The 25,667-nt window shown below is 49.0% G+C and carries 19 protein-coding genes; 6 read left to right on the top strand and 13 right to left on the bottom strand.

The features are described 5' to 3' along the window. Positions 1 to 68 precede the first annotated feature (68 nt). The 4 genes from AC50Y5_RS02305 to AC50Y5_RS02290 form a co-directional block, all read right to left on the bottom strand. Positions 69 to 1,055 carry an iron-hydroxamate ABC transporter substrate-binding protein gene (locus AC50Y5_RS02305; protein WP_494858184.1) on the bottom strand — a complete coding sequence of 329 codons (987 nt, stop codon included), beginning with the start codon at positions 1,053 to 1,055 and terminating at the stop codon, positions 69 to 71. 115 nt (positions 1,056 to 1,170) lie between these two features. Continuing rightward, on the bottom strand, positions 1,171 to 2,187 hold the full coding sequence (locus AC50Y5_RS02300) for a FecCD family ABC transporter permease (RefSeq protein ID WP_494858182.1): 1,017 nt from the start codon (positions 2,185 to 2,187) through the stop codon (positions 1,171 to 1,173). A 2-nt stretch (positions 2,188 to 2,189) separates the two neighbouring features. Beyond that, on the bottom strand, positions 2,190 to 3,194 hold the full coding sequence (locus tag AC50Y5_RS02295; RefSeq protein WP_494858180.1) for a FecCD family ABC transporter permease: 1,005 nt from the start codon (positions 3,192 to 3,194) through the stop codon (positions 2,190 to 2,192). A gap of 127 nt (positions 3,195 to 3,321) precedes the next feature. After that, positions 3,322 to 4,947 carry a helix-turn-helix domain-containing protein gene (locus tag AC50Y5_RS02290; RefSeq protein WP_494858178.1) on the bottom strand — a complete coding sequence of 542 codons (1,626 nt, stop codon included), beginning with the start codon at positions 4,945 to 4,947 and terminating at the stop codon, positions 3,322 to 3,324. Positions 4,948 to 5,117: 170 nt separating this feature from the next. Between AC50Y5_RS02290 and AC50Y5_RS02285 the strand changes: the two genes are divergently transcribed. Genes AC50Y5_RS02285 through AC50Y5_RS02275 form a run of 3 tightly spaced genes read left to right on the top strand, consistent with a single transcriptional unit; the run spans position 5,118 to position 8,835 of the window. Further along, complete coding sequence (locus AC50Y5_RS02285) at positions 5,118 to 6,617, top strand: spore germination protein (RefSeq protein ID WP_494858176.1); 1,500 nt, start codon at positions 5,118 to 5,120, stop codon at positions 6,615 to 6,617. Continuing rightward, complete coding sequence (locus tag AC50Y5_RS02280) at positions 6,614 to 7,717, top strand: GerAB/ArcD/ProY family transporter (protein WP_494858174.1); 1,104 nt, start codon at positions 6,614 to 6,616, stop codon at positions 7,715 to 7,717. Before AC50Y5_RS02285 ends, AC50Y5_RS02280 begins: the two co-directional genes overlap by 4 nt. Beyond that, the gene (locus AC50Y5_RS02275) at positions 7,714 to 8,835 is read left to right on the top strand and encodes a Ger(x)C family spore germination protein (RefSeq protein WP_494858172.1); all 1,122 of its coding nucleotides are present in this window, start codon (positions 7,714 to 7,716) and stop codon (positions 8,833 to 8,835) included. Before AC50Y5_RS02280 ends, AC50Y5_RS02275 begins: the two co-directional genes overlap by 4 nt. Before the next feature lie 84 nt (positions 8,836 to 8,919). On the opposite strand, the gene AC50Y5_RS02270 is transcribed toward AC50Y5_RS02275, so the two are convergent. Next, entirely contained in the window at positions 8,920 to 9,615 is a 696-nt protein-coding gene (locus tag AC50Y5_RS02270; protein WP_494858779.1) for a metal-dependent hydrolase, read from the bottom strand. Between the two features lie 213 nt (positions 9,616 to 9,828). Beyond that, positions 9,829 to 9,954: a hypothetical protein gene (locus AC50Y5_RS02265; protein ID WP_257790756.1), complete on the bottom strand. Its 126-nt coding sequence runs from the start codon at positions 9,952 to 9,954 to the stop codon at positions 9,829 to 9,831. A gap of 232 nt (positions 9,955 to 10,186) precedes the next feature. Between AC50Y5_RS02265 and AC50Y5_RS02260 the strand changes: the two genes are divergently transcribed. Together AC50Y5_RS02260 and AC50Y5_RS02255 are read left to right on the top strand one after the other, a co-directional pair. Continuing rightward, the gene (locus tag AC50Y5_RS02260) at positions 10,187 to 11,200 is read left to right on the top strand and encodes an ABC transporter substrate-binding protein (protein ID WP_494858170.1); all 1,014 of its coding nucleotides are present in this window, start codon (positions 10,187 to 10,189) and stop codon (positions 11,198 to 11,200) included. 184 nt (positions 11,201 to 11,384) lie between these two features. Continuing rightward, positions 11,385 to 12,998: an ABC transporter substrate-binding protein gene (locus tag AC50Y5_RS02255; protein WP_494858168.1), complete on the top strand. Its 1,614-nt coding sequence runs from the start codon at positions 11,385 to 11,387 to the stop codon at positions 12,996 to 12,998. Between the two features lie 71 nt (positions 12,999 to 13,069). Here the strand turns inward: AC50Y5_RS02255 and AC50Y5_RS02250 are convergent, their stop codons facing one another. After that, the gene (locus AC50Y5_RS02250; protein ID WP_494858167.1) at positions 13,070 to 14,173 is read right to left on the bottom strand and encodes an MBL fold metallo-hydrolase; all 1,104 of its coding nucleotides are present in this window, start codon (positions 14,171 to 14,173) and stop codon (positions 13,070 to 13,072) included. Between the two features lie 255 nt (positions 14,174 to 14,428). On the opposite strand from AC50Y5_RS02250, the gene AC50Y5_RS02245 reads away from it, so the two are divergent. Further along, entirely contained in the window at positions 14,429 to 14,725 is a 297-nt protein-coding gene (locus tag AC50Y5_RS02245) for a hypothetical protein (protein WP_056029773.1), read from the top strand. A 131-nt stretch (positions 14,726 to 14,856) separates the two neighbouring features. On the opposite strand, the gene AC50Y5_RS02240 is transcribed toward AC50Y5_RS02245, so the two are convergent. The 6 genes from AC50Y5_RS02240 to AC50Y5_RS02215 form a co-directional block, all read right to left on the bottom strand. Continuing rightward, positions 14,857 to 18,537, bottom strand: coding sequence for a non-ribosomal peptide synthetase family protein (locus tag AC50Y5_RS02240; RefSeq protein ID WP_494858164.1), 3,681 nt, complete (start codon positions 18,535 to 18,537; stop codon positions 14,857 to 14,859). Positions 18,538 to 18,618: 81 nt separating this feature from the next. After that, a complete protein-coding gene (locus AC50Y5_RS02235; protein ID WP_494858162.1) occupies positions 18,619 to 20,373 on the bottom strand; it encodes a methyl-accepting chemotaxis protein in 1,755 nt (584 codons plus the stop codon). A gap of 475 nt (positions 20,374 to 20,848) precedes the next feature. Beyond that, positions 20,849 to 21,502, bottom strand: a complete 654-nt coding sequence (locus tag AC50Y5_RS02230) for a stalk domain-containing protein (protein ID WP_494858160.1) — start codon at positions 21,500 to 21,502, stop codon at positions 20,849 to 20,851. Between the two features lie 135 nt (positions 21,503 to 21,637). After that, positions 21,638 to 23,260: a helix-turn-helix domain-containing protein gene (locus tag AC50Y5_RS02225; RefSeq protein WP_494858158.1), complete on the bottom strand. Its 1,623-nt coding sequence runs from the start codon at positions 23,258 to 23,260 to the stop codon at positions 21,638 to 21,640. 136 nt (positions 23,261 to 23,396) lie between these two features. Next, positions 23,397 to 24,431, bottom strand: a complete 1,035-nt coding sequence (locus tag AC50Y5_RS02220) for an ABC transporter substrate-binding protein (RefSeq protein ID WP_056029787.1) — start codon at positions 24,429 to 24,431, stop codon at positions 23,397 to 23,399. Between the two features lie 163 nt (positions 24,432 to 24,594). Continuing rightward, positions 24,595 to 25,623 carry an AI-2E family transporter gene (locus AC50Y5_RS02215; RefSeq protein WP_056029790.1) on the bottom strand — a complete coding sequence of 343 codons (1,029 nt, stop codon included), beginning with the start codon at positions 25,621 to 25,623 and terminating at the stop codon, positions 24,595 to 24,597. Between the last annotated feature and the right edge of the window lie 44 nt (positions 25,624 to 25,667).

The following is a 25,667-nucleotide window of genomic DNA, read 5'->3' as shown; positions in this document are numbered from 1 at the left end:
ATTAGATGATCGGTCGGTGAATTCTGTTCCATCACCGTTTTATTAACCCAGCCCACTGCCTTATTCGCTTATTTCTCGAACAGGCTCTGCGCATCGTCAAGCGCCATGCTGTGACCTAGCGACGAATAATCGAGCCACTTTTGCACGTCAAGCACATAGACATGGTTGTTCTTTACAGCTTTCAGATTGAGCCATACTGGATTTTGCTCCAGCTGCTCGAAATTCGCTTTCGCCTCATTGCCTTTGCTGATGATGACGAAAATCGCATCTGCGTCAAAATCAGGCAGCACCTCCTGCGAAATGACGGCATAAGGCTCATCCGTAATTTTTTCAACGCCCGTTGCCGGAGTCAGCCCCAAATCCTCGAACATAATCGGTCCTACCGGACGCTTCATGCCCATGACGCGAAGCTCCTTCGCTGTTGTGCGAATCGCCATCACCTTGGCATCAGCGCCAAGCTTGCTGTTAATAAGCGACTTCACGCTATCCGCTTTCGCTTCATAATCTTTAATAAACTGCTCCGCTTCCGCCTGCTTGTCGACATGCTCGGCAATCCGCTTTAAATGCTCTCTCCAAGTGCCATTATCCATATCGATGGAAATCGTCGGGGCAATTTTCTCGAATTTGGCGAGGTCTGCGCCGGAGTACACTTCATCGATGTAGATAACATCAGGCTTCAGCGCCAGCACAGCTTCCATATCCGGATCTGTAACAACGCCAAGCTTCGCCGTGCCTTCCAGACGATCCGCCACATGTGGCAGGAAGTCCTTCACGTCGCCGCCGACAACCGAGCCAGCTGGTTTAATTCCTAGAGCAAGCAGATTGTTCGTAATATGAATCGACATGGAGGCAATTTTCACATCAGGGCCATGCGGCTCCACTTGTTCAGCGCTTGGTGAAGCACTCGCTTCTGCAGCAGCTTCGGCCCCTTGGCCTGCATTGCTCCCATTCGTGCTTTGTGGCGAGGCAGCCTGTCCACAAGCCGCCAGCATTGCCACGACAATTAGGCTGATTAGCGTCAGCAGCGCTTTAGAAGAAAACCGTGATTTTTTCATAACTCGTTAAGTCCCCCATATTCATCGTCTGAACGTCCGTTCAGCGTCTACTGTTAGTTATTGCAAAACCTTTCCTTACCTATCCGATCTACCCTTCTTCACTTAACTGCCCTGCTCAAACTTTCTTCCTGAACAGCATGTACAGAAAATATGGCCCGCCAATAAGGGCAACGATGACACCGGCTGGAATCGCATTAGGCTGAAAAATAGACCGTCCAATCGTATCCGCAGCTACGAGTATCACAAGCCCGATGCTAGCCGCCGCCGGCAAAAAATAGCGATGCTGAGGACCCGCTAGCCTGCGTGCCAAATGCGGAGCTACAAGACCAATAAAGCCAATACCGCCGGTCATGGAGACGCTGGCGCAGGACAAAGCTACGGCAAGAATAATCATAAGCAGCCGATTTCGCGTAACGCTGCTGCCTACGCCTGAAGCGATTTCATCGCCAAAGCTGAACAAATCCAGCGTCTTCGATTTTAAGTAAATGATCGGCACCAAAATGATGATCCACGGCAGCAGCGCCCAGACGTTGATCCAATCTCTGCCCCACACGCTTCCCGCGAGCCAACGAGCAGCGAAAGCATACGTATCCGGGTCAAGCTTAAGGGATAGGAACAACGTAATCGCACTTACGCCTGCTTCTACCGCAATCCCTACAAGAATGAGCCGAATCGGCATAATTCCCCGCTGCCTGTCATACGCCAGCAAAATAATGATGATGGCGATCATGCTGCCTCCGGCAAAGGTAAACATCGGAATGAGCATCGCAAGCGAGCCCTCCATCGTCCGAAAGAAGGAGACAAATACGATTAGCCCGAAGGCTGCTCCGGCATGCAGGCCCAAAATGCCCGGATCAGCCAGCGCATTGCGCGATACGCCCTGCAGCACCGCTCCGGCTACGCCAAGCCCGATGCCGCCAAGCATCGTGACAATGATGCGCGGCAGCCGGTAGTCGAATAAAATCATCTGCTCCTCCGTCGTTCCCCCGCCCAGAAGCGTCTGCCAAACTGCAAGCGGCGATAAGCGAATCGTCCCTGTGTTTAAGCCAATCATAATGACCACAATAGCCAAAATAAACATGACGATGCTTACCGTAATCGCTCTGGGAGCTCGGTATGCCGATTGATCCATGACTACAGCTCCCTCCTCTCTTTACGTGCTAAATAGAGGAAAAATGGAACGCCGACCATAGCGACCATTGCGCCAATGGCAAATTCCCGCGGCGGATTGACCATACGCGAGGCATAATCAGCCCAGACGAGCAGGCTTCCGCCAAGCAGCGCCGAAAACGGCAGCACAAACCGGTAATCGACGCCTACGATTCGTCGGGCAATATGCGGGATAACAAGCCCGACAAAAGCGATAGAGCCTGCAGCCGACACCGAAGCTCCTGCCAACACTACAGCTATGAGCAGGCCGAGTATGCGGATGCGGGCTGTTTTAATGCCCAGTCCCGTCGCCGCTTCTTCACCAAGAGAGAGAAACGTAATGGGGCGTCCGAGCAGCATTGCACCTGCCAGGCCAGCAAGTATAACGGGGGCCAGCAGCTTCAAATGCATCCACTTAATTCCCGCTACACCGCCTGCATACCAGAACGCCAAATCCTGGCTGAGGTCAAAATAAATCGCAATGCCAGAACTGAGCGAATGCAAAATAGCAGCAACAACAGCGCCAGCAATCGTCAGCCGCAGCGAAGTAAGCCCGCCCGGAGCCGCCGAGCCCAGCAGCATGATGAACAAGGTGCTTAAAGCAGCGCCGACGAAGGAGAGCAGCATTAATTGCGAATAGGATAACGCTGGAAGCAGCGCAAAGCAAAGCGCTACAACGAAAGCCGCCCCGGCATTTACGCCCAGCAAGCCCGTATCCGCCATTGGATTGCGGGTTACCCCTTGCATAATAGCTCCGGCTACAGCAAAGGCCATGCCCGTAAGTGCTGCGCCCAATACGCGCGGCAGTCTCAGCTCATGTATAATTTGATGCGGCGTCAAGCTGGCATTATAATCGAAAACAGCCGTCCAAACCGTATGCAAATCTATTTCCTTCGCGCCACCCGACACCGCTATAAACAGTGAGAACACAAGCCATGCGCAGCCTGCAATAAGCGATAAACTAATCGTATATCCTTTGTTCCATTTCATACGCTTTTACCCGTAAAGCCTCCTCGAATACCAATATTGATAATCATTATCATCTTCTTCATTATAACGATTCCCGCTTTCCCGTACATGACATAATTCAAGATTGCCATATGGATTATTCTCAGGTTTACAGCGATAATCTATTCGGTGAAAGCAGCAATTTGCTCGCTTCCTCCAACTGCAAATCTATGCCATAAGGAGCGTAGACGATCCATTTTGTTTTATCAAGGAAATAGACACGATCATTTTTCATGGCTGGAAAGCTTCTCCACACCGCATTCGTTTTCAGCAATTCTACAAGAAGCTTATGCTCCGCCTCGTTCGAGAAAGCGAGAAATAAATAATCGGCTTCATAACCGGCCAGCTCCTCAGGCTGTATCGAAACCCAGTTGAAGCCCGTTCCCGGCGCATGCTGCGCGAGCTTCTCACGGATTTTAGCAGGCGGTGAAAGCTGCAGCGAGCGATAAAGCACATGCCCAATGTTGCGGGTGCCATAAATGCGCAGCTCCCCCTGGCGTGCGACGCAAATCGTCGCTGTCGTGCCTATGGAAAAAGAGCGCAGCAAGCTTCTGCGGATCTGCTCCGCCTTGCGTTCATGGCGATCCAGCCATTTTCGCGCAGCCTCCTGCTTGCCCGTCAGTTCGGCCAGCTCATGCATATGGCTGTATATATCCATCGTTGTCCAAGGTATGCCTACAATTGGCGCTACGTCATTCACATGCTTGAGCGCCTTCGCCAGCACATTATCTTTGCAAATAAACAAATCCGGCTGCACTTCAAGAAAGATTTGGCGCCCGATTTCCCAAGGATCGACCGCATGCTTTGGCAGTTCCAGCTCCCTTGTCACAATAGGCAAATGCCTATGAACCTGGGCCGCGCAAATGTCCAATCCCAGCGTAAATAGATGATCCGTATAGGCATAGGAAAGCGAGCTTATTTTCAATTCCCGATTCCGCGTGTAAACCGTCGGCGCATAACCGCTCGTTGCCTTAAAGCGGCGGCTGAAATAAAATTCGTCCCCATAGCCGACATCCCCGGCAATATCATGAATCGGCTTATCAGTCAGCAGCAGCAGCTCCTTCGCCTTATTCATCCGCAGATCGGTTAGAAAAGCGACCGGCGTCTTATTCATCACTTTTTTGAACACCTGAGAATAATAGGACGGGTGCAGTTGGGCAATTTCAGCAAGCTTATCCACTCGAATGTCTTCGCGAAAATGGGTCTGCATATAGCGCAGCGTCAGCCCCAGCCGCTCTTCTAAATCATTCGCCGCAGCGGGAGCCGCATGTGCAATAAAGCTCTCCAGCATTTCGTGCAAATAATGCTGCTCCAGAAAACGGCTTTTCCCCTGCCTCGTGCTTTCTTCTGCCGTTAGCAAATAGAGCAGCCGCTTGAAGCGGCTTCCCTTAAGCTTTATCAGCCCTTCCACAGGGAACTCCAGCTCTCGCTCATACTCCCGCTGATGCTCGCTGCTCACCTTCATGCGAAACATATCAAAAACAACCCAGTGCAGCTCTACTGGCGCAGCTGTGCTAAGAGATAGTTCAATCGTTGTATCCGGAGAAAAAAGATAATAACCATCGCGGGCAAGCGTTTCGCGTTCCCCGTTTATCGTAACCTCTCCCTTGCCCTTCACCACATAAAGCAGAGTATGGCTTGAAAGCGGAAGTCCGCCCTCCGCCCAGACCGGAGGACACGAGGCTTGCCTTGATTGTTTAATTTCCAGTAATGTATCGTTCAAAAATGTCGTCATTCCCTGTGCTCTCCCTCATTGCAGCGTATGCTGCTTTTCATTATATAGAAAAACAGCCCTGCTAGCACGACTATCCAAGGGGAAAGCACAAACGTCCATCTGCATACAATTTGCCTGTGCTGGAAAAAATAGCTGAACCGAATGAATCGACAGAGAGGAAGTCTACAGCTATGCCTGACAACAATACAGAGCAAAATATACCGCATAGCGACCGCATTAGCACCGATTTAAAGGAAAACCTAGCAAAAATTCAGCAGCTTTTTACCGAAACCCCCGATATGGTTACCCGCCATCTGACCATTAAACAATCAGGCAAACAGGCTTTGCTGATCTATATCGACGGGTTAAACGACAAAGCGGCGATTAATGACGATGTTCTCCGTCCACTGCAGCAAGAGATGGGCGAGAACAGTCAGGAAATTGCCGTCACCGTCGGTCATGTAGAGCATTTATACAGCTGGGAGAAAGCAGAGATGGGGCTTTTTCAGGGGAACAGCCTGTTATTTATTGATGGCAGCGAGCGGACCTACTCCCTCGATACAAAGGGATGGCCGCAGCGAAATATCGAAGACCCTCAGCTCGAATCATCGCTGAAGGGCGCACATCAGGGCTTTCTTGAGACAGGCGATTTAAACATCGCCCTCATTCGCCGTTATCTCCCCCACCGCGGACTCAAAATCAAACGGCTCATGGTTGGCGAGAGAGGACAAACGACCGTTTCCATTTTGTACATCGAGGATATTGCCAACGAGAAGTATATGGCTCAGCTGGAACAGCGAATTCGGCAAATCAATGTCGATGCCATCATTAATACAGGCGAGCTGGGCGAATTTATCGAGGATAATCCTTTTTCGTTGTTTCCGCAGCTCATAACGACGGAGCGGCCTGATACGACCGCTTCCCAGCTGCTGCAAGGACGCTGCGCGGTTGTCGTCGACCGTTCCCCAAACGTGTTGATTGCTCCCGTAACCTTCATGTCCTTCTTTCAAAATATTGACGATTACAGCTCGCGCTGGACGATTGCGACATTTCTTCGCTTGCTGCGAATGTTCGCTTTTTTTATGGCAGCATTTTTGCCCGCCTTTTATATTTCCGTCGTTTCCTATCACTTTGAAATCATCCCGCTCAAGCTGCTGCTGACGCTTGGGGAATCAAGGGGGCAGGTTCCTTTTCCCCCGTTTGTGGAGGCGATATTAATGGAAATTACACTGGAGCTGCTGCGGGAAGCTGGGATAAGGCTGCCTGCGCCAGTCGGACAAACGGTCGGCATCGTCGGCGGTATCGTTATTGGACAAGCGGTTGTGCAGGCCGGGCTTATCAGTAACGTCATGGTTATTGTCGTCGCTTTTACGGCCATTTCATCCTTTATTCTGCCTAACTATGACATGGTAGCAGCGGTGCGGCTTATCCGTTTTATTTTAATGATACTAGCGTCCATGTTCGGATTTGTTGGCCTCGTCATTGGGCTCATGACTTTGATCGGTCATATTTTGTCGCTCAAATCGCTTGGCACCGCCTATGGAACCCCGATTGGTCCAGTCAGACTGGCTGACTTGAAGGACACAATTGTAAGGGTTCCCCTGTGGCTCATGGACAAGCGTCCGTTAAGTACGGCTCCTAAACAGTCAATAAGGCAAAGACAAAGCCGGATCAAGGAGGACACAGAATGAATAGCTACGTGGGAAAGCAAATCACGCTTTTCCAGTTTATCTCCATAATTTCGGGTAGCCAGGTGAGCGTGGCAGTATTAAACTTGCCCAGAAAGCTCTCGGAGGCTGCGGATACGGACGGCTGGATCGCCCTGATTATTGGCTGGGCGCTAAGCCTGATTGCTGGACTTGCGATTGTTGGGATCATGAAATATTATCCGAACGGCACCTTATTCGACCTGCTGTCGGAATATATGGGACGGTGGGCCGGGGTGTTGGCTGCTGTGCTGTTTGCGCTATATTTTTTTTACCTGATGTATGATGGGCTTTCGCGCACGATTCTCGTAACGAAAACCTGGCTGCTGCCAACTACGCAATCATTCGTGCTCATGCCGCTGCTGCTCATTCCGGCCTATTCGATTGTCCGGCACGGCATACGCAACGTTGCGAGATACGCTGAGCTGATCATCTGGATATCGCTCTGGATTCCTTTTGTGTACATATATACGCTCAAACATGCGCACTGGGTATATTTGCTGCCTCTACTCAAGGAAGGCTGGCTGCCCATTCTGGCCGCGGTAAAAGCGACGATTTATCCTATGCTGGGCATGGTATCCATTTTCATTCTTTATCCGCATTTGAAGTATAAGGAGTATGCCACCAAAGGCATTGTAATTGCAAATTCCATTACGATGCTGTTGTATTTGTTCGTCACAATTATTTGTTACGTCTATTTCAGCCCGGAGGAATCCCATCTCTATAATGATCCTGTCATCAGTGTATTGAAATCGATTGAATTCAAATTTATTGAACGCATTGAGATTCCATTCATCTCCTTCTATCTGTTCATTTTCTCGCTTATTTGGATCCCAATGATGTATCTGCTTACCTATTGCATAGCTTGGATATTCAAGCGGGAGAGCATTGGCATTCCCTTGCGGCTGCTGATTATCCTGCTGGCAGTCGGGACGTTTTTTTATTTTCCGACCTACAATATAAACAACTTTCTGGTCAGACAATTATTTTGGGTTGGGCTGATACTGGAATATATTTTTCCAGTATGCCTGCTTTGCTATTTATGGCTAAGCAAGTTTTGGAAGGAAGAAAGGAGCAGCCTATGAGCTCATCCATCACCCGGATAACACTGTTTATTGTTATCATGCTCCTCCTGTCTAGCTGCAGCGACCAACTAAATTTGGAAAATGCCACTACCCCGCTTGTGCTGGGGATGGATTTGGATAAAAATAAAAAATTCCATTTTTATTTGACCGCACCTGTATTCAGCAATCGCATCAAGAAGAAGAGCATGGAAATGACCGGAACGGCTAAGACGCTGAGACAGTCCAGGTCTGAGCAGGACGCTCAGACGGCTGGATCCACGCAAGGGCGCAATTATAAGGTCATCTTGCTTGGCAGGCGAATGCTGAATTATGAGGGCTGGTTTCAAATGCTCGACGTCATCTATCGCGATGCCCGAAATACGGTTACGGACCGGGTCATTGTCGTTGACGGCTCCGTTCCAGAGATGTTGTATTTGAATCCACCGGATCAGCCGATGCTACCTATTTTGCTCCGCGGCATGGTAGACTCCACTAGTTCCCATTCGGAAACGGTCAGTACGACGGCGCATGAGCTTCACCGACAATTTCTTGATAAGGGAATAACCCCCTATTTCTCACAGGTCAAAATCATTGGCGGCAAAGTTCGAATTCAGGGAACGGCACTCGTATCGAAAGCAGGCATATACAAAGGGATGCTCGATGCACAGGAAACGGTACTGCTGCGCATTTTGCAGAAAAATGCGTTACCAGGCTTTAGCCTTTCCTATCAGCTGCCGGAGGAGCCGAAAAAATCGCCGTTTTCCACGAATACGGTCAGCTTTTCTGCAGGAAAGGTCAAAACCAAAATTAAAACCAGCTTTAAAAACAACCGCTTCAAATATGATATAAAAGTAAGCATGGTTGTTGGCCTATCCGAGCATCTTTTCCCCTTCGATGTATTTAATGACAGCAAGCTGCTGGAGGACATGATCGGCCAGCAGGTGACCGATCACTTCAAAGCGCTTATTGCCAAATTCCAAAAGCTCAAGGTCGATCCAGTCGGACTTGGAGTGTACGCAAGGGCGTATGAGTACAAAGCGTTCAAAAAAGTAGAGGATGATTGGGCAGAAGCGCTGTCGCAAGCCGACATTACCGTATCTGCGAAAGTCACAATCTCTTCGATGGGTCCGATAAAATAAACAAAGCAGGCTGCCGTCACTGGCAGCCTGCTTTCAATTGCTGTTTAAGAGAATTTAGCCTGATGCCTACCGTCTTAAACCTGCTTAATAATATCGAGCGAGCTTATCTCCCGGGGCCATCACTTTGCCGATGAGGCCGCGCGCTTCCAGCGCTTCCACAAAGTTTTGCGCATCCTGTCTGATTGGCTCAAATGTATTATAATGAACCGGAACGACCAGCTTGGCCCGGTACCACTCTGCTGCCTGCAAGGCTTCCTCCGGTCCCATCGTAAAGTGATCACCAATCGGAATAAAGGCAACATCAATGACCTCATGTTCGCCAATCAGCTTCATATCGCTGAACAATGCAGTGTCGCCGACATGCAATATCGTCAGCCCTTCAGCGCGAATGACATAGCCCGAAGCCAGCCCGCCGTATGTAATCGTCTGCTTTTCTTCGTCAATAATGCCTGAAGTATGAATAGCTGGTACCATTTTGGCCTGCGCAAAGCCTAAATCGACGGTGCCTCCAATATTCATCGGTATCGTCTGTACACCTTTCCATGACATATAAGCCGCTAGTTCAAAATTAGCTACAACAGGAGCATCATTTGCTTTAGCTATTGGCGCCGCATCCAAAATATGATCTTGATGAGCGTGTGTCAGAAGGACAGCATTCACTTTAATATCTTCGGGTTTCGTAACTGCCTGCCCATTTCCACTTATGAACGGATCAATAATCAGCGACTTGTCCCCTGTTATGAGCTGCACAGCAGAATGTCCATGATAAATAATTTGCATCGCTTCCTGCACTCCTTTAACAATAAGTTTGCTTGAAGTCCTCGTTTCCATATTACGCTCCTGCCTGCCGAGTTGCAACCTGTCACGCTGAGCGGAGCCTTGAATAGGCGTGAAGGGCAAGCAAAAGGCGGCCAAACGATAACAATCGCTTGCCGCCCGCCATGCTTGATGAAGAAGCTTTATAATGAAAAAAGTTTATTTTTTGCTGCTATCCTAGCTTAGTCCTTCAAGAATCCGATCCTGAATGATCGAGTCATCCTCAACAATCGTTGCTCCGGCCTTCATAATATAAATAATGCCTCCAAAAAAACAAGCCGTAAGAATCAAAAAACACAACATCGCTCACACCCCCTTGAACTATTTCCTCTACCCTTATTATAGGAGAGTATTGGGGGCAGTGGCGCAGGAGAATTTAACAGGATGGTGAACATCTTCTGCTGTCTGCACATGAATTTGTACAAACCCAAATTAGCTTTGAATTTTATCCATTGTACAACTGGCCGCAATCTATTATGCTAGTCGACGATAATGATAATCAATATCTTTGAGACGATGCAGGAGGAGAACCACAATGAAACAAGCAGGACGCATTATTTCTTTACTTACTACTGTCGCATTAATGGGGGCATTATTGTTGGCATGCGGAAGCAACACGGAGCAGTCGGCTGCTGAGCAGGCAAGCACCGCTCCTACTACAGAAGCGAGCAGCTCACCAGCTGCCGAAAGCCCAGCGGCTTCAGCAGAAGCTGAAACGGGAACGCGCATTTTCAAAGACTGGACAGGCCATGAAGTTGAAGTTCCGGTTACGCCTCAACGCGTTATTTACCATGGCGAGACGACAGGCGATTTGCTTGCGCTTGGCGTTACACCTATCGGGGTGATGAAAAACACAGAAGGGTCCGTCTACGAGGAGCAAATTAAAGATGCGGAAGATGTTGGCTTTCCAATCAGCGTTGAAAAGTCATTGTCGCTTTCTCCTGATTTGATCATTTTCGGCAACTCAGATGACGCCCAATATGAGGCGCTTGCCAAAGTCGCACCAACCATTACCTTTGATACGTTTGCTCCGCTTGAGGACCGCATGCGCATTTTGGGCGATCTGCTTAATAAGAAGCAGGAAGCCGAGGATTGGATTGCCCAATATACAGCGAAAACAAAAGAAATGTGGGCTATGCTGCACGAGAACGGCTTGAAAGAAGGAGAAACAGCTTCCGTCTTCACAATGTATCCAGGCAACCGCCTGTTCATTATGGCCAATGCTGGACTTCCACAAGCGGTTTACAACGAGGACGGCTTCAAGCCGACTCCGTTAATCCAGGAAATTATTGACGCTGGCGAAGGCTTCCGGGAAATCTCTTCGGAAATTTTGCCTGAAGCTGCAGGCGATCGTATTTTCATTTTGAACCCTGTACCTGAAGATGCCAAGAAAGATACGGAAGAATTGCTGAAAAGCACCATTTGGAAAAACCTCCCTGCTGTAAAAGAAGGAAAAGTATACTACTTTGACATTCAGAATGCATCCAGCGACGCAACTTCCCGCGACTGGCTCATTGACGCGCTGCCAGCAGAAATTTTGAAAAAATAACGTTTAACGCGCAAGCTTCGTTACAAATAATAAACGATACAGGTCGAGTTACAGGGCATGATTTAGCCCTGGCTCGGCCTGTTTTCTTTTTCGTCCATTCGCTTCCCCTCCATTCTATGGCATAATGAAAGGAAACAATGCAATCCTATTGCTAATGAACTTAAAAGTAAGGAGTTCCGCTCGCATGAATGCCCATGAAACCCCGTCCGTTCCGCTTCACCACCTTATGCTTAAGCTTGTCAGCATGAAACGGTTAACGAAGTCTGCGGACATTACTTTCGCCGAGCAAACCGTCGAGAGCCATACGCTGCTCATCATTGTCGACAGTGAAGGCACCCTTTATTTGAACAATCGCTATGTCCGGTTTGAAGCGTTCAGCGCATTCCAATTAGCCCCCGGAGATTGCTACCAATTTGATGGCCAGACGAATGAAACGATGAACTACTATTGCCTCGTTTATTCGGTCGTTCGCCTCGACTATGTTCAGCCATCGTATTACCAGCAATCGCTGTTTCCTGGCAAGCATGAGCTGCGCCTTTACCCGCTTGCTCCATACGCCAAGCTGCTGGAAGCGATACAGGCAGATGGCAAAGCGCTGCAAGGCATCGAAGCGTATAAGCAAAATCTCGCTTTCCAAAAGCTGATGGGCATGCTGCTGGAGCAGCATCTTCCAGCAAGCCAAGGGAATCGCCAGCTGTATTCATTAGAAGATACGGTTCACTATATTCAGCTTCATTATAAGAGTCCGCTTACGGTCAAGCAGCTCGCAGCGCTGACGAACATGCCCCAGTGGCAATACAGCTCCTTATTTAAAGCGCTCACTGGCAAAAAGCCGCTCGATTATTTAGTATCGCTGCGCATTGACCATGCCAAGGAATGGCTCGCGAACTCCCATGCCTCGCTGCGTGAAATTGCCGAATGGTGCGGCTTCGCTGACGAATATTATTTCAGCCGCCGCTTCCGGCAAATGACCGGCGGTTCGCCAAGGCAGTATGCCCTTTCCATGCGGCAGCGCGTTCAGGTGAAAGACTGGATGGGACATCAAGTTATCATTCCAGCAGAGCCACAGCGCATCCTGTATTATGGCGAGACACTGGGTGACCTGCATGTACTCGGGTTTCAAACGGTAGGGGGAGCGGATTATTCCGTTTTCCCGGTGTTCAATAAAGAACAAGCAGCGGAGCAGGAGCCTGATTTGATTATTTTAGCGAGCGGTGACGAGCAGATTTATGAGCAGGCGGCGGACATTGCTCCGACGCTTGCCTTTAACTCTTGGGGAACGCTGGAGGAGCGTTTGCTTATGCTGGGCGACTGGCTAGGCAAGAAACAGGAGGCGTTGCGCTGGCTTGCTAGACATGAGCGGCGGACGGAACAGATGTGGCAGCAGCTAGGCAGCCATATAAGGGAAGGCGAGACCGCCTCCGTATTCATTTTTGAACGGGGAAATCGGCTGTTTATTATGGCTGGCAGCGGGCTGGCATCCACCCTCTATCATCCGCTTGGCTTTGCCCCAATCAGCGAAGTGAAAATGCTCATTACCGCTCAGCGGGCTTATAAGGAAATTACAGTTGGCTCCCTGCCCCATTATGCCGGTGATCGCCTGTTTATGATCGTGCCCGACACAGAGGATTCTCGGCAAGCGATGGAATCACTTATAAGCAGCCCACTCTGGCAGCAGCTTCCGGCTGTGCAAAAGGGCCATGCTTACGTAGTCGACAATAGCTGGAACTACGGCGATGCGGAAACAGCAAACAAGCTGCTCGGCATGCTGCCCAAATTATTGCAAAAACCGTCCTGAAGCCTCAGCTTCGGGACGGTTTTTTAGTTGGATTTGTAGTTGGATTTTAAGTTAGTTTTTCAATTAGCCTTTCACTGTGCGGTTTTCCACCAAATGGAGGATGGAAGTCGGCCAGCCCCAACGGCTACCGGTTCGCCAATGATTGGCGTTGCAACTTGCACATTCAGCTGCTTGGCCGCTTGCGTCACGCGCTCTACTGGATCATTCCAATCGTGGAAGCTGAGTGTAAAAGCTCCCCAATGGATCGGAAGCAGCGTTTTTCCTTTTACATCGACATGGGCCTGCACCGTTTCCTCCGGCATCATATGAATCGACGCCCAGCGCGGATCATATTGTCCACATTCCATAAGGGTCAGGTCAAACGGACCATATTTCTCGCCAATTTCTTTGAAATGCGCGCCATAACCGCTGTCGCCGCTAAAATAAATGTTAGCTGCGCGTCCTGTAATTACCCAGGAGCACCACAACGTAGAATCCCGGTTGTTGAGGTTTCGTCCTGAAAAATGCTGCGCTGGAGCGGCCGCCAAGCGAATGCCTTCAAACTCCAGCTCTTCCCACCAGTCATGCTCGGTTATAATCGATTTCTCCACTCCCCACCGCTCCAAATGGCTGCCTACGCCGAGCGGAACGATAAAACGGCGAACTTTGTTTTTAAGCTTGAGAATCGAATCATAGTCCAAATGATCATAATGATCATGGGATAATACAACAGCGTCAATTTGCGGCAGCTCGGCAATTTCAAACGGCAATTTGCCGCTATAACGTTTGTTTCCGAAAAAAGGGAACGGCGTCGGCGCTTGGCCAAACATCGGATCGAGTAATATATGTTTTTCATCCAGCTCCAGCAGCATAGCCGAATGTCCAAACCAAGTGACTCGCGCTTGCTCGCCCTTATCGTCCCCGCCAAATTGCAGCTTCTGCAGCGGCAGCTGCGCCTGTGGCTTGCGATTTGGGTTTGTTTTCATATAATCGCGCAGCATGGAAAATAGGTTGCTTGCACTGTTGTCCATAGCCGTCGCACTCAAATTTTTAAACTTGCCGTCCTTGTAATGGGGCAAACGTGAAAATGCAGCAAGCTGCTCCTTCGTTAACACGCCTCCAAGCGCAGGATAGAACTTTAAAACAAGCATTACCGCAAGCAGCAGTACAGCAAGCACAATAATAGCAGTCAGCATGGCGATTACTCCTTTAAATTATGGTTAATGAAAGATAAACTCCATATAAACGAACGATCATTTATTAAAATAAAACTGTTGATAATTTAAATCGAGCTCCTTCGCTAATAATAAATGATCATTCAGTTATTGTCAATATAGGTGCAACTCCTCCTGCTAGCTATTCGTCTAAAAGATTGTAACATTTTTCACAGCTTCTCTGCGCCTAATGGATTATAATAGAAGCGAGCCCGGAAGAATAAGGAGGAAGCCCATATGTCTATCCAACATACCGTACATTTCAAAATCATTCGCCCCCATGAAACGAAGACGCTGCACGGGTTGATTTTTCTGGAAGAGAACCAGCACCCCACTGTAGAAGATTATGCCAAATGCCTTAAATTGTGCGGCCACGATGTGGTCATCCACGATGCCGATAAGTTTATTTTCAAAGCAGAATCTGACGGTCAATCCTATTTAATTGATGTTCTAGAGGATTTCGAGAAGCGCGTGCGCGATCTTGATGCTGAAAACCTGAGCAGAAGCTTCCAGAAGCCAAACCCTAGCTTTTAATCCAGCCCACCTTCTTATAGTAAAAAAACGCCAAGCTCCAGTCCTTCGCAGGTCTGATGCTTGGCGTTTTGCTTCTCATTTTGCATATTCGTCATTCATGCTTATCTCTATTATCTTGCGAATATACGTACCTATCTGACCGGACGGCGCTCGCTCGCTTGCGGAAAGTAGCCAATCGACGTTGCATACGCAAGCATATTTCCAATTAGCTGCTCATTAGGCGCTGCGCATGTAATGCCCGATTGCTGCAAAGCAGCGGTTGTCCGCTCGCAGCTGTAGCGATAGGCAGAGTCCTTCGCCCCATCGCCTTCCAATTGCGCGATCGCAAGCTGCACACCCTCCTGATTTTTCAGGATGGCTTTATCAAGCAGCCACTTCGTATAAGCGGCTGGGCTTGACGTCTCTATGGCGTAGCCATTGCTGCGCAGCATGTCCATCAACGTTTCGTAAGGCAGTGGCTCCGGGTTGCAAATATGGTAGACACCTCCGGCTGTATCCGGCTGCAGCGCCAGACTGACAATCGACTGGCCCGCATAATCAATGGGCGTAATATCGATGTCCCAAGTAACCTCTGGCGCTTGTCCAAGCAGCAGCATCGATTTGAGCATCCGGTAAAACGCATTGCTGTCAATGTTGCGCTGGAAGCTTCCGCTTACCGAGTGGCAGGACAAATTGCCTGCCCGGTAAATGCTGACGGGAACGCCCTGCTCAGCAGCAGCGTACAGCAGCTTCTCTGCTTCCATCTTGCTGTTCGTATACAAGCTCTCAACATGCAGCTCCGGCGCAAGCTCTCCAGCGGCTACAACTGCTTCCCATTGCCCGCTTAAAGCCAAGTCCTCTGGAATGCCGAGCGTAGAAATATGGTGGAAGCGAACCGTTTGGCGGCAAGCTGCGGCTAGCTCCAGCAAATACGCCGTCCCATTCACATTCGTACGGGCAAACTGTCCCTCTTCGCCAAAGTGCCTCACATCCGCTGCACTGTGCATAATTGCATCCAGACTGCTCATTAACTGCTGATACTGCTGCTCCTCAAGCCCGAGCCGCGGCATTTCCAAATTGCCTTCTACCGCTACAACGCGCCCTTCCATTAATGGAATAGCCGCATCTCCAAAATAATAGGCAAGATGGCTCCGCAGTCTCGCTTCACCCGGCTCTGTTCCTGGCCGTACGAGGCAATAAATGGTCGCGTCGCTTTGCATCAGCAATTCATAAAGCAAATAACCGCCTAGATATCCGGTAGCTCCAGTTAACAGCAAGGCCTTCGGCTGCAGCTCAAAGCTGACAGACGGTTCAGGCTTATAACGCATAGCTGGCAGCTCTTCCAGTGGCATAGCTGGCCCAACATGACGGGCTGTCTCCTGCTGCTCTGGCGCTTCGGCAGCAAGCTGCTCGATGCGAGCGGCAATCGCTTCGATCGTTCTATATTGAAATAAATCATTAATTTTCAATTCCGGGTAATACGGCTTGAGACTGGCCAAAATATGAATAATTCCGAGCGAGTCGCCGCCAATCGTAAAGAAATCATCATGAATGCCGATATGAACGAGGCTGAGTGCCTCGGCCCATGCGCCCGCAATCATTCGTTGGATGCCATTTTGAGGGGCAACGTAGTCGACGCTGATCTGCTCCTCTTGGTAGGAATAGCTGTGCAGCTTTTTCCGGTCGATTTTCCCGGTTGGCGAAATCGGCATTTCGTCCAGCTGGACGATCCATTTCGGTACAAAATAAGAGGGCAGCTTATCGCCCAGCTCTTGCTTAATGGTAACGGTAGTGAGCGGTTTACCGTCCTTTGAAGTAAAGAAGCCAACGAGCATATTTTGCTCCTGTGCATCTTTTTTGCAGATGACTGCTACGTTTTGCACATTGGCGATTTTCGAAAAGCTGTCTTCGATTTCCCCAATCTCAATGCGATGTCCGCGAATTTTTATTTGCGAATCCCGGCGTCCTACATATTCAATTGTGCCGTCCGGCAGCAGCTTCGCAATATCGCCTGACTTATAAATTTGACCGTCACCAAATGGATTGGCGACAAAGGCATCCGCCGTTTTCTCCGGCTGATTTAAATACCCTTTCGCCAGGCCGATTGTCTCAATCAGCACCTCGCCGTGCACATGCACAGGGCATAGCTGGTTCAGCTCGTTGACGATATATACTTTGTAGTTTTGGATCGGCTTGCCGATTGGCACGTTGGTCAAATCATCGGAAATATATCCGCTGATTTTATGGGTTGTTGTGCACACCGTGCATTCCGTAGGACCATATACATTGACGATAGCGATATTGTCCTGGAACTTCCGCTGGAACGCCCGCACCTGCTCGCCATAAAGCGCCTCTCCTGCTACAGTGATCAGCTTTACGCCTGCAAGCTTTTTGTAACCCTCCTCCGACAAATAAGCCGATAGCTGGTTAAAAAAGACGGTTGGCAAAATCGTAATAATCGTCGTTTTCGTCCGTTCGATCGCTGAAGCAAATTCCTCTACGGATACGCGTTCCTCTGGAGACAATAAGTACAAATGCGCACCATAGAACAGCGCTCCAATCGTATCCCATACCGATGCGTCAAAGCTGTAGGTCGCGAACTGCGTCAGTATATCCTCATGCCCAATTTCACAATCCTGCCGCACCGTGTCGCCGAGATTGACGACTCCTTCATGCGCAATGAGAGCTCCCTTCGGCCTTCCCGTAGAGCCAGACGTATAAATAATATAGGCCAAATCATCCGGTGCTACCTGAACGTTCGGGTTCGAAGCCTCTACCCTGTCATAATCGATATGCTCCACTACGATAATTTCCTTCAACTGCTCCAGCCCTTCGGACTGATGCTGCGCCTGCTCTTCGTATTTCGCTTTGGTCAGCACAAATACCGACCGGGTATCTTGCAAAATGTAGCGGTTGCGCTCCTCTGGATGCTCGGGATCGAGCGGCACATAGGCGGCTCCCGCCTTCAAAATGCCAAGCAGGCTGACAATGAGCTCCAAGCTCCGCTCCATGTAAATGGTGACGAAATCGCCTTTGCTCACGCCTTTGCTGATCAACAGGTTCGCCATTTGGTTCGCCTGCTCATTGAGCTCGCGGTATGTAAGCTCTCCGTGAATAGATGATACTGCCGTTCTTTCTCCATGCTGCGCCGCAGCAAGCTCAATCATGCCATGAATCGTCTGCTTGCGATCATAAGCGCCAGCTGTCGCATTCATTTTCTCATAGACGAGCCGGTCCTCAGCGGTTAATAGATCAATGGCTGCCACATGCGAGGCCGGATCTGTTACAGCTGCTGTGAACAGCGTCTTATAATAAGCGGCATAGCGGTCGACGGTTGCTTTCTCCAGCAACGATCGGTCATATTGCATGCTGAGCTGCCACTTTCCATTGTGTTTCAGAAGTTGAAGGCTGATAATTTCCGAAGTAGGCTGTACCGGGTGTCGATGCGAGAAGCGAGTGTCATAATGGGCTTGTTCCGAGGTTGATCCATCCTTTACAGCTTGCACTAACGAGGTTTTTAGGCTATCAAATGTAGGCGTTTCTTCGATCTGGACTAACCATGGCTTATCGTTGCCCTGGCTATCCTGCACACCGATGAGCAGCTGCTTCTCGCTTGAAAGTCGGTATAAGAGCGCTGCATACGCCGCAGCGGCCTCTGCTTCTAAATCCTTTTCTTCTCTCGTTTCTATCAGTTGGCTTACCTGTTCGCCCAGCGCATATTCTTCCATTGCATAAGAATACGTGCGGTTATGACGCGAAAAATCTAGTGGAATTAATAAGACAAAATCGCTGGAAGCAATCTGGTTAGTTGTAGTGTGTTTATTTTCCGTCATAATTGTAAAACCTCCTGTGGGGGATTTGCCCCGCAGCCGCCACGCAGCCGCAGGGCTCCCTTTATGATAGTTATACCGGGATTAAGAAGTACGGACCTGGAAATGGTTGATGAGCTCCTGCAGCTCTTCCGACATTTGCGTCAATTGAGTCGACGATTCCACAATGGCATTCATCGATTCTTTTTGCTCGGCAATCGATTTGGAAATTTTCGCACTGTTTGCTGCTGTAATGCCTGCGGAAGCCGACAGATTTTCAGCCGTAGCCGTCAATTCTTCCGTACCAGCTGAAATTTGCTCTGTGGAGCTCGATACTTCTTGAATTTGCAGCGTTACACTGCGGGTAGCGGACAAAATATCGTCCAGAAGCGAACCCGTCTCGCTGGAAATTTGCAAGCCCGTACGAACTTGGCCTGTTCCCTGATTCAGTGCATGGACAGCTGTCGTAATTTCCTGCTGAATTTCTTTAATCAATCCGGAAATTTGCGTTGCCGAGCTATTGGACTGCTCCGCCAGCTTGCGAACCTCGCCTGCTACGACTGCAAAACCTTTGCCATGTTCGCCGACTCTTGCCGCTTCAATCGCTGCGTTAAGCGCCAGAAGATTGGTCTGTGTCGCAACGCCCATAATGAGCGAAACGATATTTTCAATTTCCTGTGAACGGCTGGCGAGTGATTGAATGGCACTGGAGGATTCGACCACAAACTTTTCAATCTGTTCCATCTGCTCAACAACCTGGCCTACGACTTTATTGCCTTCCTTCGATTTGTGCTCCATATCGCCAGCTTCTTCTGCTACGCTCGACGAGCTGTGAGCAATGTTTTGAATAACGGTCGACATTTCGTTCATTGCTTTGGCTGCTTCCCCGGAGGACAACTCCTGGTTGGCAATTTCGATGTTGATTTCCCGCATGTTTTCGGTAATTTCCTCTACCGTTTTGCTGTTCTTTTCGGAAAACTCATACAAGGATTTAGCCGAATCTGTTACAGCATGCGAAGTTAGACGCACTTTGACCATCATGTCGTTAATTTTACGAATCATAATGTTGAACTTGTGATTAACAACACCGAGATCGTCGACGCCCGATTTCAGTTCGACATTCAAGTTGCCTTCGCTTACTTCTTCAATACCTTTAATCAGCTCTTTGATGGGCTTCATGGTCATTCGCGAAACGAAGAACTGAAGCAAGAAAATGAGCACAAGGAAAATGAGCATGATTGAAATGCCGCTGATCAGCAGCGTGTGCAGACCGTTAGGCACCGCACTCGCATCTACATCCGCCGCGAAGAAAGCGAATACGTTGCCGCCGCTGTCTTTGATGGGATAAAGAATCGTCGTCCAAATGCCGAAATCATCAGTGTAAAAGCTGGTGAATGTAGGCACTCCGGTTTTCAACATTTCCTCTACAGCGGTCGACATTGCTGCTGGCTGCTCATACATCGTGCCAACACCCATGTTTTCAGCGGAGAAGGCTTCTACGAGACTTGTAGGCATAGCAATAATTGACGTTTGATTGCCATTCGTCAGCTCCGTTCCGAATACATAAGCCTGTGCGATATTCGGGTTATATTTATGTATCAGATCCAGCGTTGCTTTCAATTCCAATTGGGTGGCGCCTTCGTAGCTTTTCTCGGCAATGGCTTGCTGGATTTTCGCAGGTTCCATTTCCTGTGCCCATTCCTGTGTAATGGCGCTAATTTGTCCACGAAGCTGCTTAATCAAAATATCCTTCTGAATGATGTAGCCTGATGCAATTAAAATGGATCCAATCAATACGATGTTAAAGAAGGCAAGCAGCAAATTTTTAGAAAAAAAGGACATTCTTTTTATGAATTGCATTCTGTCAACGCTCCTATATGTATGATGTAATGCTACTTTCAAAAATGATTGTGACGGTTCGTTCACGGCTCGGTCATCCGGCTGTTGCAGTAGGCTGCATTCTATTTGCTTCCCACCCATGACTGTGACTAAAGTTCTATTGTCAAAACTTGTTATGTCCCGATTCGCACTTTAGCCTTATACCGGTTTGTTTATCAGAAAATTCTAAACATTAACCACTCCCTCGCTGTTCTACTCTATATCTCTCTATATGATCTGTCGAAAGTTTCCCCTCAAACTAGTTCAATACATTATTCAACAGATACTACTAATACTATCGACCTATTCAATACGAATAGTAATAGATTTTGCTAAATTGTTATTTATCTTATGTAAAAATTTATACAACAGTTAAAACGAAAACAAGCGAACGACAGGAAATCCCTGTGTCCGCTTGCCCTCAAACCGAGTATAACAGCTTGCTTCAACGACTATATCACTTGCCTGACCACACCACTGTAATTTCGTAATAGCCATCTTTGTCCCGGTCAGGAGCACCGGTAATCGTTACAGCTAGATCGTCATCCTTTTTGCCTACCATCGTTAATGAATTGCTGCTTACATCCTCTGAAGTATCCGTCAGCTCTTTCGTTTGGAAATAGGCTTTGTAGACTACGCCAAGCGAGTCCAATCCATTTTTCGTCTCATAGACGAAGTACACCGATTTTTTGTTGTCGCGATTGTTTTCCACCGTCTCTTTTATTTTCGCATCTTTCGGAATCGGGAAATCTGCCGGCAAATATTTCGGACGCTGGCCTGTGTACACATTGCTATCGGTTCCGCCGCCTCCGGTGGAGGAGCTGCTGCCGATGGTTACCTTATTGCTTCCTGCATCGTAAGTAACGGGCACATTCAAAGCATCTGCAATCGAACGCACCGGCAAGTAGGTCGACCCTTTATAAGTAATTGGAGCCTGCTTGGCGCCATTTCCATCAACTAGCGTGTACGCGCTGCCATTAAGCTCGATTTTTAAGCCATTATTCAAATAAGCTTTAATTTGCTCCAAGTTGCTTCCTGCATATACGCCTGCCGAGCCGGTAAGCACCATGCCGAACACCGCTGCGGAAATGACCATTTTTTTGCTTTTCACATCTATCTACCCCTGTCTATTGAAAATAATATTCCCCCCAATCCTTACCTCCTCTGGATGCTCCTAAAACCATTTTCTGCAAAAATAGTTCTAATTTCCTTGCCGCGCTTCAGCAGCTATCTTGAAGCCTACGACTCAGGAACCAGCAGCAGGGCTGTACATGCGCGTTTCTTCAAGCAGCCTTACGACTTCCTCCAAATGCTTATCTAGCGTAATCGGATTGTAATTCCCCCATATTGGATCGACGATATAGGCGCTGCCGCTGCGGACGGCGGGCAAACTGTTCCATATCGGATGATTCAAAATCGCCCGTCCTTGCTGTTCATCCACCCCGGTAGGGGCAAGCGAAAAAAACACCCGGTCACCCGCGTAAACCGGCAGCTCCTCAAGCCGTATCGGCATCCATTTCAGCTGCTTGTTCCGCTCCGTCAATGCTTTCAAACGCTCAGGCAGCTTAAAGCCGATCCCCTCATAGAGCGTATGCCCAAAATGATGCGTCCCATACATATACAGCGTCTGATCCACATAAACGAACGCCGAAGCCGTCTCGCCCGGACGGATACAACAGCCTAGCCGCTCGCGCGCCAGCACCGCCTTTTCCATATAGCCCGCGATCCACTCCTCCGCCTCCTTTTGTCTGCCCAGCAGCTCGCCCACCGCACGCAGCCGTCCATACACATCATCGTTCCAGCTCACATGCGCCATAGGAGCAATTTTTACCAATTGATCGATGAGCGCTGCCTTTATAAAGCTGGGGTACAAAATTAAATCGGGATTGAGCTGCATAATTTGCTCCGCATCAATCGGCTCCTCAATGCCATGAACGCCGCGCAGCGCCTCCTCCTCAAAAACAGGAAACATCGCGCTGTTCACCGCTATCGGGCGAATGCCAAGCGCCAGCAGCTCGCCAATGTATTGAATCGAAAATATACGCGGAGCGCGACCGAATTCCTGCATATATTGCGTCGGTGTAAGTCCGGTCGTCTGCTTGAAGCGCCGGCTGAAATAATATTCATCCCCGAAGCCGACCCGCCCGGCAATTTCGCGAACGCGGGCCGTTTGGCTGAGCAGCAGCTGCTTTGCCCGCTCGATCCGCAGTGCAGTCAAATAAGCAGTTGGCGTGCTGCCCGTTAATGCTTTGAACTTTTCCCCATATTGCCAGCGGCTCATGTTCACTTCCTGTGCCAGACGCCCAATCGAAATTTCCTCTTTGTACGAATGCTGCATAAAAGAAATCGTCCGCTCCACTGCCCCTCTGGCATCCGGCTCGTCCTCCTCTTTGTGCTGGCGCTTCAGCACCTCCAGCATGAGCTGCTGAAACTGAATATGGCGCTGAAGCGCCTCCAGCTTTCCAAGGGGCGGCTTGCCGCGAAGCGACAGCAGCATATCCTCCAATAATGCAAATGGTTCAAAAACCATTTCGCCGCCATCCGCAAGCAGCTCCTCCTCCTGTGCACCGATCTCGAAAGAGAGCTCGTATAATCGAATCGGCTGAAAAGCTTCGCTTTCGACGCCGATCGCTGTGTTGGGCGCCAGCAAAAAGCATTTGCCGTATGCAGCGGGATGGCTCACCCCGTTAATCGTAATGGTGCCCTGCCCCTGCGTGACGGCCAGCAACGTATAGGCGGTCAGCCAGACGAAGGCCCGCCCTTTACCCTGCTCTTCATCTTTCCGGCAGTCATAGAGCCGATACTCCAGCCCCGAGAACAAAAGTGCTGGAGGAAGCGCAGCCGCTTGTCCATCATGCTGATATGCCATCCTTTACCTCCCGCTAGTGATAACCGTTATCAATATATGCTCCCATTATAAAAGATTCCGGGAGAGGCGTAAACGGCTCATAGCTAAGGCTTCATATTATTACGATTATACTCGTATATGGCTTGCTCTTAGCCGCTTATTGCTTCGCTAGCAGCTCATTCGTCATTTCATCCAGCAGCCAATCAAGTGTAAGCGGATCGTTGAACGACCAGCGTTTGCCCACGATGTAGGCATGGCCATTTTTCACCGCAGGGATGTTTTTCCACACAGCGCCGTTAATTATTTCTTCCGTGCCCTTCTTGGCATCCTCGTTGTCATCCTGCAAAATCAGGAATATATGGTCGCCAGCAAAATCCGGCAGCGCCTCTAGCGATATTTCCTTCCACAAGTCCTTGCCGTCCTTGAACAGCTCGCCTACTTTGTCCGGCGCTTTAAATCCGAGTGCATCATACATCGTTGGCCCCAAACGCTGCGGCCCATAAATGTACAGCTTGCCGTCTACATGCACGACGAACGCGGAAGCTGTTCCACCCGCTGCAACAACTGGCTTCAGCAGCTCACGCTTCTCTTCGCTTTTCGCCTCATATTTTTTAATCCAATCTTCAGCTTGCTCCGGCTTGCCGACAATTTCGCTCAAGGAGCGCAGACGGCTAAAAATGTCGCCGCTGTAATCAATGACCACCGTTGGGGCGATTTTGGACAATTCCTCGAACTCCGCCGCATCCAGGAAATTTGGCACGATAATAAGATCAGGCTCCAGCGCCAGCACCTTCTCCAAATTCGTCGATACGCCCTCACCGCTAACGTCTGCGATACCTTGCAGCTTCTCCTCACCAAGAACCGCTTTGGCATTCAGGAAGTTCGTACCTACCATTGGAAAACCAAGCGCCATCATCTCGGAAGCATAATAATGCGCAACAATTCGCTGCGGATTGCTTGGCAGCTCTACCTCTCTGCCCATTACATCCTTATAAATGCGGGCTGCAGCCTGCTCTTCCGTCGCTGCTGGCTGTGCAGATGCAGACTCAGTTGCTGCTGCGGCAGGCGTCGAGCCCGCACCCTCCGCTGAATGGCCTGCATTCGAGCCGCAGGCTGCAAGCAGCAGCATGAGCAAAGCTGCCGCGCTCACAAAAATCAATCGTTTTGAAGCAGAAAACAACGAAACAAACATAAGACCTCTCCCTTTTATATGATAATAATTCTCAATGATAGCTCCTTTATTCTACTCTGCCCTTTTGCTTCCTTCAATGGACTTTTTCGCAGTTTTGCATAGACGAATTTTGCGGCGGCCCAACCTGAATTAAACGGCTGCAAACAATAAAAAAACCACTGGGTTACAGTGGTTTTTTGTCAAGCTCTGCCTTTTCCGGCTTCTCTACATCCAGCACATCCATGAGGAACATGAAGATGGGAATACCGATGATGAGTCCCCATATGCCCATATAATGCTGGGAGAAGATGAGGATGATAAATGTGTAGAACATCGGAAGCTTTGTTTTGTGCGCATACAGCCTTGGATTAAGGAAATACGTCTCCACCGCGTGTATGAACAAAATAATGCCGATCGCCCACAGCACCATCGGCAGCCCGCCAATCTGGTAGCCGATAATACCAATCGGGATGAACGAAATGATAACGCCTGCCACCGGAATCAGACTGAGCAGGAATACCATAATCGTCAGCGCGATCAAATAGGGGAAACCGAGTATCCAGAGCCCAATCATCGTCAGCGCTGTATTAAACAGGGCTATCAGCAGTTGTACCTCTATCACCTTGCCGAAGGAGGAAGCAAATTTGCTGCCGAAATAATGAAACTCCCGGTATGCCCAGGAAATTTTGCTATAGCGGAATTTCTCGGTAAACTGATCGACCTTGTTTTTTTGCAAAAGGTAGAAAAAGCTGAGCAAAATTACGAACAAAATAATTTCCAGCCATTTTCCCAGCTTCATAATATAATCAACGGCACTGCCCAAATACTTCTGGTAGTCCACCTTCTCTAAAGCATCGACCAGTACTCCGACAATCTGGTTGTCTTGAGAGGTGTCTAAAAACCTCGTAATATTATTAATCATATCCACAACTTGATTGATCATTTTAGGCAAATAATTCGATATCCCGAATACTAATCCGGTCACAAGCAATACGTATAACACAACCGTCACCAAAATTGGCGATATCGGAAACAGCTTGCTGAGCTTTTTCGTAATAAATCCTTCAAGCCGTCCCATAACGAACGTTACAAGAAAGAGGAGCAGCAGTAAATTGAGCATATTGTGAAGGCTGTAGAACAACAGTACAACCAACATAATAAACAATATTCTCCTTACAACCGGATGGGCAAAAAATGTGCGCAACGCTTCCATAGACTTCCCTCATTTTTATCTAGTCTCGTCTCTTTGAACCCTTT

It is taken from the genome of Paenibacillus sp. JT22N7, from assembly GCF_059383875.1.
This window is presented reverse-complemented; position numbering and strand designations above follow the sequence as displayed.

Excerpts from the sequence above, each read along its gene's own strand:
- AC50Y5_RS02305 (WP_494858184.1), bottom strand. The coding sequence starts at position 1,055 with ATGAAAAAATCACGGTTTTCTTCTAAAGCGCTGCTGACGCTAATCAGC.
- AC50Y5_RS02300 (WP_494858182.1), bottom strand. The coding sequence starts at position 2,187 with ATGGATCAATCGGCATACCGAGCTCCCAGAGCGATTACGGTAAGCATC.
- AC50Y5_RS02295 (WP_494858180.1), bottom strand. The coding sequence starts at position 3,194 with ATGAAATGGAACAAAGGATATACGATTAGTTTATCGCTTATTGCAGGC.
- AC50Y5_RS02290 (WP_494858178.1), bottom strand. The coding sequence starts at position 4,947 with ATGACGACATTTTTGAACGATACATTACTGGAAATTAAACAATCAAGG.
- AC50Y5_RS02285 (WP_494858176.1), top strand. The coding sequence starts at position 5,118 with ATGCCTGACAACAATACAGAGCAAAATATACCGCATAGCGACCGCATT.
- AC50Y5_RS02280 (WP_494858174.1), top strand. The coding sequence starts at position 6,614 with ATGAATAGCTACGTGGGAAAGCAAATCACGCTTTTCCAGTTTATCTCC.
- AC50Y5_RS02275 (WP_494858172.1), top strand. The coding sequence starts at position 7,714 with ATGAGCTCATCCATCACCCGGATAACACTGTTTATTGTTATCATGCTC.
- AC50Y5_RS02270 (WP_494858779.1), bottom strand. The coding sequence starts at position 9,615 with ATGCAAATTATTTATCATGGACATTCTGCTGTGCAGCTCATAACAGGG.
- AC50Y5_RS02265 (WP_257790756.1), bottom strand. The coding sequence starts at position 9,954 with ATGTTGTGTTTTTTGATTCTTACGGCTTGTTTTTTTGGAGGCATTATT.
- AC50Y5_RS02260 (WP_494858170.1), top strand. The coding sequence starts at position 10,187 with ATGAAACAAGCAGGACGCATTATTTCTTTACTTACTACTGTCGCATTA.
- AC50Y5_RS02255 (WP_494858168.1), top strand. The coding sequence starts at position 11,385 with ATGAATGCCCATGAAACCCCGTCCGTTCCGCTTCACCACCTTATGCTT.
- AC50Y5_RS02250 (WP_494858167.1), bottom strand. The coding sequence starts at position 14,173 with ATGCTGACTGCTATTATTGTGCTTGCTGTACTGCTGCTTGCGGTAATG.
- AC50Y5_RS02245 (WP_056029773.1), top strand. The coding sequence starts at position 14,429 with ATGTCTATCCAACATACCGTACATTTCAAAATCATTCGCCCCCATGAA.
- AC50Y5_RS02240 (WP_494858164.1), bottom strand. The coding sequence starts at position 18,537 with ATGACGGAAAATAAACACACTACAACTAACCAGATTGCTTCCAGCGAT.
- AC50Y5_RS02235 (WP_494858162.1), bottom strand. The coding sequence starts at position 20,373 with ATGCAATTCATAAAAAGAATGTCCTTTTTTTCTAAAAATTTGCTGCTT.
- AC50Y5_RS02225 (WP_494858158.1), bottom strand. The coding sequence starts at position 23,260 with ATGGCATATCAGCATGATGGACAAGCGGCTGCGCTTCCTCCAGCACTT.
- AC50Y5_RS02220 (WP_056029787.1), bottom strand. The coding sequence starts at position 24,431 with ATGTTTGTTTCGTTGTTTTCTGCTTCAAAACGATTGATTTTTGTGAGC.
- AC50Y5_RS02215 (WP_056029790.1), bottom strand. The coding sequence starts at position 25,623 with ATGGAAGCGTTGCGCACATTTTTTGCCCATCCGGTTGTAAGGAGAATA.